Below are 13,248 nucleotides of genomic sequence, written 5' to 3' on the forward strand. Positions count from 1 at the left end.
GCCGGGCACGCCATGCTGCTCGCCCCGCTCGCCGTGCTGCCGCTGGGCGCGCTGGTCGCCGGCCTGCTGCTGCTCGGCGACCTCGCCGGCCTGCCGCCGCTGGCCGTCGCCGTCGTCGCCGTCGGCGCCCTGGCCGCGGGCAGCCGCGCCCTGCACTGGGACGGGCTCTCCGACGTCGCCGACGGGCTCACCGCCTCCTACGACCCGGAGCGCTCGCTCGCCGTCATGAAGTCCGGCACGTCGGGCCCGGCCGGGGTGGTCGCGACCGTGGTCGTGCTCGGCGTCCAGGTGGCCGCGCTGGCGCCGCTGGGCACCACGTCGCGTGGCGCGCTGCTGGCCGGCCTGCTCGTGTGCCTGTCGCGCTGCGCCCTGTGGATCGTGTGCTGCACCGCGGTGCCCGCGGCCCGCTCCAACGGGCTCGGCGTGACCTACACCCGCACCGTCCCGCTGCCGGTCGCCGTGGTCGGCGGGGTGCTGCTGTCGGGCGTCGGCGGGCTCGTCGTCCTGGCGCTCGTACGGCGCACGGTGCGGCGCCTCGGCGGGGTCACCGGCGACGTGTTCGGCGCCGGCATCGAGCTCGCGCTCGCCACCACCCTGCTGGCGTGGTCATGGGTCTGACCCGGCTACAGCCGCAGCACCCGCCCGGCCACGACCAGGTGCACCTCGTCGCAGGCCGCGCCGAACCGCTGGTTGACCGAGCCGAGCAGGTCGCGGAACAGCCGCCCCGACCGGTGCTCCGGCACCACGCCGAGCCCCACCTCGTTGGTGACCAGCACGACCGTGCCGGTCATCGCCGCGACGGCCGCGGCCGTGCGCTCCTCGACCAGCGTGGCGACCTCGTCGGCGGGCGCGTCCCACAGGCCGGCGTCGTCCACGACGCGGGTGAGCCAGGTGCCGAGGCAGTCGACGAGCACCGCGCCCCCGACGCCCCCGGCGCCCAGCGCGGCCGCGAGGTCGCCGGTCTCGAGCGTCGACCACGACGTCGGCCGCCGCTCGCGGTGGGCGGCCACGCGCAGCGCCCAGTCGGCGTCGTCGCGCAGGGGACCCGGCGCCACGTAGGTGACCGCTTCCTCCCGGTCCAGCAGCGTCTCCGCGTGCCGCGACTTTCCGGAGCGCACCCCGCCCGTGACCAGGACCTTCATCGATGACCTCCGGGGGGCTGGTGCTGGGCTACGTCGCCGACGCGGCGCTGGGCGACCCGCGGCGCGGGCACCCGGTGGCGGGCTTCGGGCGCCTGGCCGGCGCGCTGGAGCGCCGGACGTACGCCGACCGGCGGGCGCCCGGTGTGCTGCACGTCGCGCTGCTCGTCGGCGGCGCGGCCGCCCTCGGACGAGTGGCCGGACGCGGCACCCTCGTCACGGCCGCGGCCACCTGGGCGGTCCTGGGCGGGCGGTCGCTGGACCGCGAGGCGGCCGCCGTGCAGGCGCTGCTGGAGGCCGGTCGGCTGCCCGACGCGCGGCAGCGCCTCACCCACCTCGTCGGCCGCGACACCACTGATCTGGACGAGGCCGGCGTGGCCCGCGCGGTCGTCGAGTCGCTGGCCGAGAACAGCTCGGACGCCGTCGTCGCGCCGCTCGTCTGGGGTGCCCTCGCCGGGACGCCCGGGCTGCTCGCCCACCGCGCCGCGAACACCCTGGACGCCATGGTCGGGCACCGCTCGCCGCGCTACGAGCGCTTCGGCTGGGCCGCGGCCCGGTTCGACGACCTCCTCAACCTGCCCGGCTCGCGGCTCACCGCCGCGCTGACCGTCCTGCTCGGCGACGACCACGGCGGCGCCGTGCGCGCGTGGCGGCGCGACGCCGGCGCCCACCCCAGCCCCAACGCCGGACCGGTGGAGGCGGCGTTCGCCGGCGCGCTCGGCGTCCGGCTCGGCGGTCGCACCGTCTACGCCGGCCGGGTCGAGGAGCGTCCGGTGCTCGGCGACGGGCGCGAGGTGGGCGTCCACGACGTCACCCGCGCCCGTCGGCTGGCGCGGCGGGTCGACCTGGCCGCGCTGCTGGTGTGCGCGGCGGCGAGCGCAGCCAGCGCAGCGCTCCGTCGACGTCGCTGACGGTCTCGACGCCGTCGGGGCCGGCAGGCCGTCGCACGACCACGACCGGCACGGCCAGCGCCTGCGCCGCGTCGAGCTTCGCGCGCGTGTGCGCGCCGCCGGAGTCCTTGGTCACCAGCACGTCGGCGCCGTGCCCGCGCAGCAGCGCCAGCTCGCCCTCGAGCTCGTAGGGACCACGGCTGTGCACCACGCTCCAGGTCGCCGGCAGCTCGAGCTCGGGCTCGTCGACCACCCGCGCCAGGACCGCGCGCAGCCGCAGCGCCGGCACGAACCGCGCCAGCGCCTGACGTCCCACCGTCAGCACCGGGCGGTTGCCCAGTCGGCCGGCGACCTCGGCGGCCTCGTCGTGGGTGTCCACCCAGGTCCAGCCCTCGCGCGTCGCCCAGCCGGGCCGGGCCAGCCGCAGCAGCGGGACCTCGACGTGCGCGGCGTGCGCGGAGATCCGGGCGGCGAAGGGGTGGGTCGCGTCGACCACCGCGTCGAACGCCGCGGCGTACGTCCTCAGGGCCTCGGGCCCCCCGAAGCCCCCGATCCGCACCTCCCCCACCGGCAGCCGGGGGCGCGCCACCCGGCCGGCCAGCGACGACACGACCTCGACGCCGTCGTCGACGAGCGCGGCCGCGAGCGCCCGCGCCTCGGCGGTGCCGCCGAGCACCAGCACCCTCATCGCCGCGGCCCTGTCGCCAGCGCGAGCAGGGCGTCCACGTCGAGGTGCTCCTCGACCAGGTCGCCGAGGAGGTCGAGCCGGCGCTCGCGCGCGGCCGGGAACGACGCCCGGCTGGTGACGTCCAGCGCCCGGGAGAGGTACGCCGCCCGGTGGGCGTCGTCCTCGAGCGCGCCGTGCACCATCGTGCCGGTCACGGCGCCCTCGGTCAGCGAGCCGGTGACGCGGCCGTGGTGGATCTCGTAGCCGGCGGGCTCGTGGCGGCGCAGCACCTTGTCGGGCGTGAACTCCGTGACCAGGTCCAGCAGCCCGAGACCCTCGACGGTGGTCGGTGCTCCCTCCACCCCGTCGGGGTCGGCGACGGTGCGCCCCAGCATCTGGCAGCCGCCGCAGATGCCGAGCACCGGGCGGCCCGCGCGCGCGTGGGCGACGACGGCGTCGGCCAGGCCGCGCTCGCGCAGCCACGCGAGGTCGCTGATCGTGGCGCGGGTGCCGGGCAGCACCACCAGGTCGGCGTCTGCGAGGTCGCGCGGGGCGCCCGCGAACACCACGTCGAGGTCGGGCTCGAGGCCGAGGGCGTCGACGTCGGTGAAGTTGCTGATGCGCGGCAGCCGCACGACCGCCACCCGTCGTACGCCGCCGTCGCCGGCGCGGCGCCCCTCCAGGTCGAGGGCGTCCTCGCTGTCGAGCCAGACGTCCGGGTGCCAGGGCAGCACGCCGTGGACCGGTCGCCCCGTGCGGGCCTCGAGGTCGTCGAGACCCGGCCGCAGCAGCGCCAGGTCGCCGCGGAACTTGTTGACGACCCACCCCGCCAGCAGCCGCGCGTCGCTGTCGTCGAGCAGCGCCAGCGTCCCCACGAACGCCGCGAAGACGCCGCCGCGGTCGATGTCGCCGACCACGACGGTCGGCAGGCCGGCGTGCTGGGCGAGGCCCATGTTGACGTAGTCGCCGGCGCGCAGGTTGACCTCGGCCGGGCTGCCGGCGCCCTCCGCAACGACCACGTCGTAGCGCGAGGCCAGGTCGTCGAAGGCGGCGTACGCCGCGCGCGCGAGGTGGGCGCGGCCGTCGGTCCAGTTCGCCGACGAGACCTCGCCGGCCGGCTGTCCCATCACGACCACGTGGCTGCGGCGGTCGCTGCCGGGCTTGAGCAGGACCGGGTTCATGGCGGGCTCGGGCTCGGCCCGCGCGGCCAGCGCCTGCACCCACTGCGCGCGGCCGATCTCGGCTCCCTCGCCGCGCGGCCCCGGCACCACCATCGAGTTGTTGGACATGTTCTGCGCCTTGAAGGGCGCGACCCGCACCCCGCGCCGGGCGAACGCGCGGCAGAGCCCCGTCGTCACGATGCTCTTGCCGGCGTCGGAGGTCGTCCCCGCGACCAGGAGGCCGCTCACGGCGCCCGCAGCAGGAAGAGGTCCATCACCCAGCCGGCCTCGGCCTTCGCGGCGTCCCGGGCGGCGAGGACGTCGTCGCGCACGTCGCCCACCCGGCCGGCCACCAGCGCCTCGCCGGCTGCCCCGAGGTTGGCGCCCCACCAGATGCGCCAGTCGTCGAGGCCGTCCAGGTCCAGCCCGCTGTTGAGCATCACGACCAGGTTGTCCTGGCCGGCCGCGACCGCCTCGCGCAGCCGGCGCCCGGTCGTCACGTGCACCGGGGCGCCGACCTCGTGGAGCACGATCTGGTGCCGGGCGGCGAGCAGCTGCGGGGCGCTGATGCCGGGCACCACGTCGACCTCGACGTCGAGACCGTCGATCAGCCGCAGCGTCGAGTCGTAGAGCGACGGGTCGCCCCAGACCAGGATCCCGACGTCGCCCGGCCGCTCCTCCAGCGCGCCGCGCAGCGCGGCCACGCGTGCCTCGTGCCAGTCGCGCACGGCCGCGGGGTAGTCGGCCGGGTCGGCCCGGTCGCGCGGCGGGTCGGGCACGACGACGACCGGCGGGTCGCCGTACCGGCGCGCGACCTCGGCGCGCACCGCCAGCAGCGGGTCGTCGCGGTCGCCCTTGGCGAAGGCCACCAGGTAGTCGACCGAGCGGATCGCCTCGGCGGCCTCCGGCGTCACGTGCTGCGGCCCCATGCCGAAGCCGATCACGCGCAGCCGTCGGGTCACCGGTCCTCCAGGTCGCCCTCGAGGTCGAGGTAGACCTGCTGCATGGCGGCGAGGACGTCGGGGTCGGGGGACTCCCAGAGCCCGCGGTCGACGGCCTCGTGCAGCTTCTCGACGATGCCGCGCAGCGCCCAGGGGTTCGACTGCCGCATGAACGCCTGGTTGGTCTCGTCGAGGACGTACTCCTTGGCGAGCGTGTCGTACATCCAGTCGTGCACGACGCCGGTCGTCGCGTCGAAGCCGAAGAGGTAGTCGACGGTCGCAGCCAGCTCGAAGGCGCCCTTGTAGCCGTGGCGCTGCATCGCCCCGATCCAGCGCGGGTTGACCACACGCGCGCGGAAGACCCGGTTGGTCTCCTCCTGCAGCGTGCGGGTGCGCACGGCGTCGGGCGTGGTGGAGTCGCCGACGTAGGCCTTGGGGTCGGCGCCCGTCAGCGCGCGCACGGTGGCGACCATCCCGCCGTGGTACTGGAAGTAGTCGTCGCTGTCGGCGATGTCGTGCTCGCGGGTGTCGATGTTCTTGGCGGCGACCTTGATGCGTCGGTAGGCCGTGCGCATGTCGTCGGCCGCGGCCACGCCGTCCAGGTCGCGGCCGTAGGCGAAGCCGCCCCAGGCGGTGTAGACCTCGGCCAGGTCCTGGTCGTCGCGCCAGGTGCCCGACTCGATGACCTGGAGGATGCCCGCGCCGTAGGACCCCGGCTTCGAGCCGAAGATCCGCGTGGTGGCGCGCCGCTCGTCGCCGTGCTCGGCGAGGTCGGCCTGCGCGTGGGCCCGCACGTAGTTCTGCTCGGGCGGCTCGTCGAGCACGGCCACGAGCTGCACCGCGTCGTCGAGCATCGTCACGACGTGCGGGAAGGCGTCGCGGAAGAACCCGCTGATCCGCACGGTCACGTCGATGCGCGGGCGGCCCAGCTCCCCCAGCGGTACGACGGTCAGATCGCGCACGCGCCGCGACGCCTCGTCCCACTCCGGGCGGACCCCGAGCAGCGCCAGCACCTCGGCCACGTCGTCGCCGGAGGTGCGCATCGCGCTGGTGCCCCAGATGCTCAGGCCCACGGACTCGGGGTAGGCGCCGGCCTCCTCGACGTACTTGCGCACCAGTGACTCCGCCATCGCCATGCCGGTCTGCCAGGCCAGCCGGCTCGGGACCGCGCGCGGGTCGACGGTGTAGAAGTTGCGGCCCGTCGGCAGCACGTTGACCAGGCCGCGCAGCGGGCTGCCGGACGGCCCCGCGGCGATGAACCCGCCGTCGAGCGCGTGCAGCACGGCGTCGAGCTCGTCGGTCGTGCGCCCGAGCCGCGGCACCACCTGGGTGGCGGCGAACGCCAGCACCCGCTGGACCTCCGGGTCGTCGTGCATGGTCGAGGCCGCCTCGGGCGCCCAGCCGGCCGCCTCCATGCGCAGGACCAGGTCGCGGGCCTGCTGCTCGATGGCGTCGACGGCGGTCGTGGCCTCGGCGTTCTCCTTGAGGCCGAGCGCGGCGCGCAGACCGGGCACGGCCGCGGTCTCGCCACCCCACACCTGCGAGGCGCGCAGGATCGCGAGCACCAGGTTGACCCGGGCCTCGCCGTCGGGCGCCTGGCCCAGCACGTGCAGGCCGTCGCGGATCTGGGCGTCCTTGATCTCGCAGAGCCAGCCGTCGACGTGCAGGATGAAGTCGTCGAACGCCTCGTCATCGGGGCGCTCGTCGAGGCCGAAATCGCGGTGCATCTCGGCCGCGTGCATCAGCTGCCAGATCTCGCCGCGGATCGCCGGCAGCTTCGCCGGGTCCATGGCCGCGATGTTGGCGTGCTCGTCGAGCAGCTGCTCGAGCCGCGCGATGTCGCCGTACGACTCGGCGCGCGCCATCGGTGGGATCAGGTGGTCGACGATCGTGGCGTGCGCGCGGCGCTTGGCCTGCGCGCCCTCGCCGGGGTCGTTGACGAGGAACGGGTAGATCAGCGGCAGGCTCCCGATCGCGGCGTCGGTCGCACAGTCGGCCGAGAGCGCGGCGTTCTTGCCGGGCAGCCACTCCATCGAGCCGTGCTTGCCGAGGTGGACGACGGCGTGGGCGCCGAAGCCGCCCTGCTCGGTGTGCGCAGCGAGCCAGCGGTAGGCCGCGAGGTAGTGGTGGCTGGGGGCGAGGTCGGGGTCGTGGTAGATCGCGACGGGGTTCTCGCCGAAGCCGCGGGGCGGCTGGATGAGCAGCACGACGTTGCCGGCCTGGATCGTGGCCAGCACGATCTCGCGGTCGTCGTTGACGAAGAGCGTGCCGGGCGACTCGCCCCAGGCGCTCACGATGTCGCCCATCAGGGCCGGCGGCACGTCGGCGGTCCAGGCGTCGTAGTCGGCCTTGGTGATCCGCACGTGCGCGTCCGTGAGCTGGGCGCTGGTCAGCCACTCCTCGTCCTGGCCGCCGGCGGCGATCAGCGCGTGGATCAGGGTGTCGCCGGCGACGGTGTCGTCGTCCTCGTCCAGCCCGGGGATCGCGCCGGGGGCGCCGAGGTCGTAGCCGGCGTCGCGCAGCCGGCGCAGCAGCCGGATCGTGGAGACAGGGGTGTCGAGACCCACGGCGTTGCCGACGCGCGAGTGCTTGGTGGGGTAGGCCGAGAGCATCAGCGCGACCTTGCGCTCGGCGGCCGGGATGTGGCGCAGACGGGCGTGGTTGACCGCGATCCCCGCCACGCGGGCGCAGCGCTCCGCGTCAGGAACATAACGAGGCAGCCCGTCGGGATCGTGGGGGTCGACCTCCTTGAACGAGAACGGCGCGGTGATGATCCGCCCGTCGAACTCCGGGATCGCCACCTGCGTCGCGGAGTCGAGCGGCGTCACCCCGTCGTCGGAGGCCTCCCACTCGGCGCGGCTGCTGGTGAGGCAGAGCCCTTGCAGGACCGGGATGTCGAGGGCCGCCATCCGCTCGACGTCCCAGGCCTCGTCGTCGCCGCCGGCGCTCGCCGTGGCCGGCTTGCTGCCGCCCGCGGCCAGCACGGTGACCACGAGCGCGTCCAGGGTCGCGAACGCCTCGTAGAGGTCGTCGGGGGCCGAGCGCAGCGAGCCCGCGAAGATCGGGACCCCCACTGCCTGGCCCGTCGCGTCGACCGCGTCGGCGAGGGCGTGCACGAACGCGGTGTTGCCGCTGGCCTCGTGCGCCCGGTAGTAGAGGATCCCCACCCGCGGCAGGCTCGCGTCGCCCGCCACCCTCTCGCCGTAGCCCCACTCCGGGAGCGCCACCGGCGCCTCGAAGCCCTCACCGGTGAGCAGCACGGTGTCGGAGAGGAACGCGTGCAGCTGCGCGAGGTTGGCGGGGCCGCCCTCGGCGAGGTAGCGGTGCGCCTCGGCCGCGACGCCGATCGGGACGGTCGAGAGCTCCATGAGCTCCGCGCTCGGCGTCTGCTCCCCGCCGAGCACCACCATCGGCTTGCCGGTCTCGCGGATCCTCGCGAAGCCGGTGCACAGGTCCTGCGGCGAGCCCAGGATCCGCCCGACGACGAGGTCGGCGGCCTCGATCGCGGCGCCCATGGACTGGTGGCCGGGCCGGGACGGGTTGGCCCAGAGGTAGTCGGCGCCGGAGGCCCGGGCCGAGAGGAGGTCGGTGTCGGACGTCGACAGCAGTGCGATGCGCATGGTTCTCCCGGGGTTCTCGCCCCTGTAGGCGGAGGTCCCGTGGCCAGTGTCTGGCTGGTGCCCTCGCGGGCACTCACAGTGGCGGAACCGCCCCGGACTCGCACCGGGTTCCTGCTCCACGAGACGTGTCCCGCCACCCTAGTGGGTGCGGCGGGTCACAGCGGCGCGACCGCCGCCATCGCCTGGTCGAGGAGGCGGGGCAGGGACGTGCCGGGGTGGTCGGTCCAGTGGTCCTGGGCGGCCTCGAGGCAGGCGAGGGCGCTGCCGGTCACGGCGCTCGCCCGTACGCCGGTCGCCGCACCGCGGGCGCGCGGCAGCCGGGCGGCGACGAGCGGTGCCAGCACGTCCTGCCAGCGGCGACGGCGCTCGAGCACGCTGCCGCGCAGCGCCGGCTCGGTGCGGAGCATGACCATGAGCGGGCGGGCCTGGCCGGGGTGCTGCTCCTGCAGCACCACGATCGTCTCGAACGCCGCCCGCAGCGCCGGCCACGCGGCCTCCGCGGCCGGCCGGGCGGCCAGCTCGTCCGCGATCGACTGGCCGGACTCGACGAGCCGCTCGAGGACCAGCTCCTCCTTGCCGGCGAAGTAGCGGAAGAAGGTGCGCCGGGACATCCCGGCCGCCTCGGCGATCTCGTCGACCGTCGTGCCCTCGAAGCCGTGCTCGAGGAACAGCAGCCACGCGCAGCGCATCACCTCGTCGCGCACGGCCCCGCGGGCGTGGTCCCGCAGCGTCATGGCACCCGGGGTCGTCGTACCCGGGGTCGTCGCGGTCGGTCCGTCGGCGGTCATCCCCCGCAACCTAGCCGCTCACGCCCCGAGCGTCATGATTGACACCCAGTGCCACCTGTGGCGTAGCGTGCCAGTCATGCCCGCACCCCACATCGCCGGCGACCCCGACGTCGCCGCTCCGATCTCCTCGCGCACCGCCAACGTCCAGCTCCTCGTCGTCGGCCTCGGCGCCCTCGTCGTGGCGCTGTCGCAGTCGGTCCTCATCCCCGTGCTCGGCACGCTGCCGGCGGAGCTCGACACCTCCGCGAGCAACGTCAGCTGGCTGCTCACGTCCACGCTGCTCGTCGCGGCCGTCTCGGTGCCGATCATGGGGCGGCTCGGCGACATGTTCGGCAAGCGGCTGATGCTGCTGGTCGCCGTCGGGGCGCTCACCCTCGGCTCGCTGCTCACGGCCCTGACGAGCGACATCACGCTGCTGATCGTCGGCCGTGCGATCCAGGGCGCGTCCGCGGCGGCGATCCCGCTCGGCATCAGCCTGCTCGCGAGCACCATGCCCAAGGAGAAGGTCGGCTCCTCGATCGCCCTCATCAGCGCGATGCTCGGCGTCGGCGGCGCGCTCGGGCTCCCGCTGGCGGGCTTCGTCGCGGAGAACGCCGACTTCCACGCCCTCTTCTGGATCACCGCGGTCGCCGGCCTGGTGTCGTTCCTCGGGATCCTCACGGTCGTGCCGGAGTCCGGCTTCCGCAGCGGCGGTCGCGTCGACCTCGTCGGCTCCGCCCTGCTGGCGATCACCCTCGTCACGCTGCTGCTGCCGCTGAGCCAGAGCGCCGCCTGGGGCTGGGACGACCCGCGGGTCGCCATCCTGCTGGTGGTCTCGGCCGTCACGGTCGTGCTGTTCGGCTGGTCGCAGACCCGGATCCAGGACCCGCTGGTCGACCTGACGGCGCTGCGCCGCCGGCCGATCGTCCTCACCAACCTGGCCTCGGTCCTCTTCGGCTTCGCGCTGTTCGCGTCGTTCATCGGCACGGCGGCGTACGTCGAGGCGCCGGAGGCCAGCGGCTACGGCTTCGGCTCCAGCCTGCTCGTCGGCGGCCTGGCGATGCTGCCCAGCGGGCTGGCGATGCTGCTGTTCTCCCCCGTCGCCGCCAAGCTCATCGAGCGGCGCGGCGCCCCGCAGACCCTGGCGCTCGGCGCCGGCGTCGTCGCCCTCGGGTGGGTGATGCGGATCGTCGTCACCGACAGCCTGTGGCAGATCATCGTCGGTGCGACCGTCGTGGGCATCGGCACCGGCATCGGCTACGCGGCGATCCCGTCGCTGATCAACGCGCACACCCCGCCCTCGGAGATCGCGGCGGCCAACGGCCTCAACACGCTCTTCCGCAGCCTCGGCAGCTCACTGGCCTCCGCCGTGGGCGGCAGCATCCTGGCCGCCAACACCGTGATCCTCAGCGGCTTCGCCGTCCCCTCGCTCGACGCCTACCGGGAGCTCTTCGCCCTGTGCGCCGGCGCCTCCGTGCTCACCGCGCTCGTCGTCCTGCTGATCCCGCACCGTCCCGCCGCCTGAGGGTCGTCGCTCCGGCTAGCGTGGGCGGCGATGTGCACGGTCGCGGACTTCCTGGAGCTGGTGAGGCAGCTGCCCGGCGTCGCGCGGAGCGACCACGGGCGCTACGCCCGCTTCCAGGTCGACGCCCACACGTTCGGCTACCTGTGGGAGCCCACCCGGACGGTCGGGCTGAAGCAGCCGCTGGCCGAGCAGCTCGCACTGGTGGCCGAGCGGCCGGAGGTGTTCGAGGTGCAGTTCACCGCCGGGGCCTTCGGGTGGGTGGTGGTCCACCTCGAGGGGGTCGAGCGCGACGAGCTGGCCGAGCTCGCCTTCGAGGCCTGGCGTCTCACGGCACCGGCCGGGCTCGCCGCCGAGCGCGGCGACGAGCTGCCGGCCTGAGCGGCGTACGTCGTCAGACCGCCGGGCCGCCGGTGGCCGGGTGCACCGGCTGCGGGGTCACCAGGGCGACCCGCTCCTCCGAGGGCATCAGGATCCACAGCACCGGGTAGATGAGGAGCTGGCTGCCGGGCACGACCATCAGGATGAGCACGAACAGCAGCCGCGCGGTCCACTCGCCCATCTGGAAGCGGCGGGCGATGCCCGCGCACACGCCACCCAGGAGGCGGCTGCCGCGCGGTCGGACCAGACCCTGTCGGGCGAAGCTCTGCTGGATGTCGTTCATGTCGGTGGTGCTCCTTCGGTCGGCGCCGGGGTGTCTCCCCGACGTCACCAGTCTTGCTCCGACGACGCCTCCGGCCCATCGGGAACAGCCCTGGCCGGACCCCCAGATCCCGGGCCGCGAGACCTCAGGGACGGGCCCCCAGGCGCCGCTCCGCGCCGAGGCGCAGGTCGAGCGTGGCGACGTAGACGACCAGGGCGGCCAGCGCGGCGACCGCCGCGCCGACCACGAGCGGGCCCGGCCCGCCCGGCAGCAGGCGGGCCCCGAGGACCGGCGCGGCTGCGACGCCGACATACATCGCCGTGGAGTTCCAGGCCGTCGACACTCCCGCCACCGCCGGCCGCACCTCGAAGAGCCGGTGCAGCTGCGGCACGACCGCCATCTGCGAGGAGGCGCCCAGCACCAGGAACAGCAGCCAGGTGAGGGGCCCCGAGTGCCACCACACCAGTGCGGTCACGGACCCGAGGAACACCGCGAGCGCCGACACCCCGGCGCGGCCGCTGCCCCACCGGTCGGTGAGGGGGCCGCCCGCGAGGGTGCCGACCAGTCCGCCGACCCCGCACACCGCCAGGAGGCCGGCGAGGCGGGCGCCGCTGCCCTCGGTCACGTCGCCGGCGATCACGGAGCTGAAGGTGTAGACGAGGTTGAAGGCCACCATCAGCAGCAGGTGGGTGAGCATCAGGAGCAGGAGCCGGTGGTCGACCAGCACCACCGCGCTCTCCCGCGTCGTCAGCCGCCGCGCGGGCGGCAGGCCCCGGACGACGAGCACCGCGGCGAGCGTGACCAGCGCGGCCAGCACCGTGACGGCCAGCATCGCGAGCCGCCAGGAGCCGACGTGCGCGAGCACGGTCCCGAGCGGCGCGCCGACGGCGACGGCGAGCGCGAAGCCGAGCTCGACGAGCGCCAGCGCCCGACCGCGACGCGCGGCCGACACCATGCGCGGCACCGCCGCGAAGACCGTGGGCACCAGGGCGGCGCCCCCCACGGCGGCGACGGCACGGCCGCCGATGAAGGTGCCCAGCCCCGGCGCCAGCGCGGCCAGCGCCGTGCCCACGGTCACCAGCGCGAGGCCGCCGCCGACCATCACCTCCCGGGGGACCCACGCGAGGGTCATCCCCATCAGGGGGCCCAGCACGGCGACGGTCCCGGCGTACCAGGCGATGGCGTAGCCGGCCTGACCCGTGGTCACGTCGAACGTCGCGGCGACGTCGGGCAGGACGCCGGCGATCACGAAGGCGTTGGTGCCGACCAGGAACAGCGCGGCGGCCAGGACCAGGAGCCGCGGGTCAGGACGGTCCTCCCCGGCTACGCCAGCACCTCGTCGAGGGTGACCGCGTCGATGCCGACGGCCTCCCCGACGGGGGCGTTGGTCAGCTGACCCGCATGCGTGTTGAGCCCCAGCGCGAGCGAGCGGTCACGGCGACTGGCCTCGGCCCACCCGTGGTCGGCCAGCTTGACGGTGTAGGGCAGCGTCGCATTCGTCAACGCGTACGTCGAGGTGTTCGGCACCGCACCCGGCATGTTCGCCACGCAGTAGAACGTCGAGTCGTGCACCTCATACGTCGGGTCGTCGTGCGTCGTGGCCCGCGTGTCCTCGAAGCACCCACCCTGGTCCACCGCGATGTCGACCAGCACCGAGCCCGGCTTCATCCGCGAGACCAGCTCGTTCGAGACCAGCTTCGGCGCCGCCGCCCCCGGGATCAGCACCGCACCGATCACCATGTCGGCCTCCATCACCTGCTGCTCCACCGCCAGCTTGGACGACGCCAGCCCGTGGACCCGGTTGTTGTAGCGCCAGAACGACATCCGCAGCTTGTCCAGGTCGGTGTCCAGCAACGTCACGTCCGCACCCATGCCCAACGCGATGTTCGCCGCGTTCTG

13 protein-coding genes and 1 riboswitch are annotated in these 13,248 nt (G+C 74.8%); of the genes, 4 read left to right on the plus strand and 9 right to left on the minus strand.

Annotated features, from left to right (window positions below; all coding sequences use genetic code 11):
* Positions 1-618 (plus strand): adenosylcobinamide-GDP ribazoletransferase (locus IRQ30_RS22535; protein ID WP_193615072.1); only part of this gene is annotated, 618 nt, incomplete at its 5' end.
* A gap of 5 nt (positions 619-623) precedes the next feature.
* Here IRQ30_RS22535 and cobU read toward each other — a convergent pair.
* Positions 624-1,142, minus strand: a complete 519-nt coding sequence (gene cobU, locus IRQ30_RS22540; protein WP_193615073.1) for a bifunctional adenosylcobinamide kinase/adenosylcobinamide-phosphate guanylyltransferase — start codon at positions 1,140-1,142, stop codon at positions 624-626.
* Between the two features lie 2 nt (positions 1,143-1,144).
* Between cobU and IRQ30_RS22545 the strand changes: the two genes are divergently transcribed.
* Positions 1,145-2,050, plus strand: a complete 906-nt coding sequence (locus tag IRQ30_RS22545) for a cobalamin biosynthesis protein (RefSeq protein ID WP_193615074.1) — start codon at positions 1,145-1,147, stop codon at positions 2,048-2,050.
* Here the strand turns inward: IRQ30_RS22545 and IRQ30_RS22550 are convergent.
* The 5 genes from IRQ30_RS22550 to IRQ30_RS23985 form a co-directional block, all read right to left on the minus strand.
* Positions 1,950-2,717: a cobalt-precorrin-6A reductase gene (locus IRQ30_RS22550; protein WP_193615075.1), complete on the minus strand. Its 768-nt coding sequence runs from the start codon at positions 2,715-2,717 to the stop codon at positions 1,950-1,952. The two genes, IRQ30_RS22545 and IRQ30_RS22550, sit on opposite strands and share 101 nt — an antisense overlap.
* Entirely contained in the window at positions 2,714-4,105 is a 1,392-nt protein-coding gene (locus tag IRQ30_RS22555) for a cobyric acid synthase (protein WP_193615076.1), read from the minus strand. Before IRQ30_RS22555 ends, IRQ30_RS22550 begins: the two co-directional genes overlap by 4 nt.
* Positions 4,102-4,818, minus strand: a complete 717-nt coding sequence (cobF, locus tag IRQ30_RS22560) for a precorrin-6A synthase (deacetylating) (protein WP_193615077.1) — start codon at positions 4,816-4,818, stop codon at positions 4,102-4,104. Before cobF ends, IRQ30_RS22555 begins: the two co-directional genes overlap by 4 nt.
* The gene (gene cobN / locus IRQ30_RS22565; RefSeq protein ID WP_193615078.1) at positions 4,815-8,417 is read right to left on the minus strand and encodes a cobaltochelatase subunit CobN; all 3,603 of its coding nucleotides are present in this window, start codon (positions 8,415-8,417) and stop codon (positions 4,815-4,817) included. Before cobN ends, cobF begins: the two co-directional genes overlap by 4 nt.
* A gap of 24 nt (positions 8,418-8,441) precedes the next feature.
* Positions 8,442-8,573: riboswitch (cobalamin riboswitch) on the minus strand.
* Positions 8,573-9,205: a TetR family transcriptional regulator gene (locus IRQ30_RS23985; protein WP_193615079.1), complete on the minus strand. Its 633-nt coding sequence runs from the start codon at positions 9,203-9,205 to the stop codon at positions 8,573-8,575. Its footprint overlaps the riboswitch before it by 1 nt.
* A gap of 76 nt (positions 9,206-9,281) precedes the next feature.
* Here IRQ30_RS23985 and IRQ30_RS22575 point away from each other — a divergent pair, with 76 nt between their 5' ends.
* Both IRQ30_RS22575 and IRQ30_RS22580 read left to right on the plus strand, forming a co-directional pair.
* Entirely contained in the window at positions 9,282-10,709 is a 1,428-nt protein-coding gene (locus IRQ30_RS22575) for an MFS transporter (protein WP_193615080.1), read from the plus strand.
* 30 nt (positions 10,710-10,739) lie between these two features.
* Positions 10,740-11,087, plus strand: coding sequence for an MmcQ/YjbR family DNA-binding protein (locus IRQ30_RS22580; RefSeq protein WP_193615081.1), 348 nt, complete (start codon positions 10,740-10,742; stop codon positions 11,085-11,087).
* Positions 11,088-11,100: 13 nt separating this feature from the next.
* Here IRQ30_RS22580 and IRQ30_RS22585 read toward each other — a convergent pair whose 3' ends face one another.
* From IRQ30_RS22585 to IRQ30_RS22595, 3 genes are all read right to left on the minus strand, one after another.
* Positions 11,101-11,370 carry a PspC domain-containing protein gene (locus tag IRQ30_RS22585; protein WP_193615082.1) on the minus strand — a complete coding sequence of 90 codons (270 nt, stop codon included), beginning with the start codon at positions 11,368-11,370 and terminating at the stop codon, positions 11,101-11,103.
* A 124-nt stretch (positions 11,371-11,494) separates the two neighbouring features.
* A complete protein-coding gene (locus tag IRQ30_RS22590) occupies positions 11,495-12,643 on the minus strand; it encodes an MFS transporter (RefSeq protein ID WP_193615083.1) in 1,149 nt (382 codons plus the stop codon).
* A gap of 29 nt (positions 12,644-12,672) precedes the next feature.
* A partial coding sequence (locus tag IRQ30_RS22595; protein WP_420827621.1) for an alanine dehydrogenase occupies positions 12,673-13,248 on the minus strand: 576 nt, incomplete at its 5' end.

It is taken from the genome of Nocardioides lijunqiniae, from assembly GCF_015024225.1.
In the GTDB taxonomy this organism is placed as follows: Bacteria; Actinomycetota; Actinomycetes; order Propionibacteriales; family Nocardioidaceae; genus Nocardioides; species Nocardioides lijunqiniae.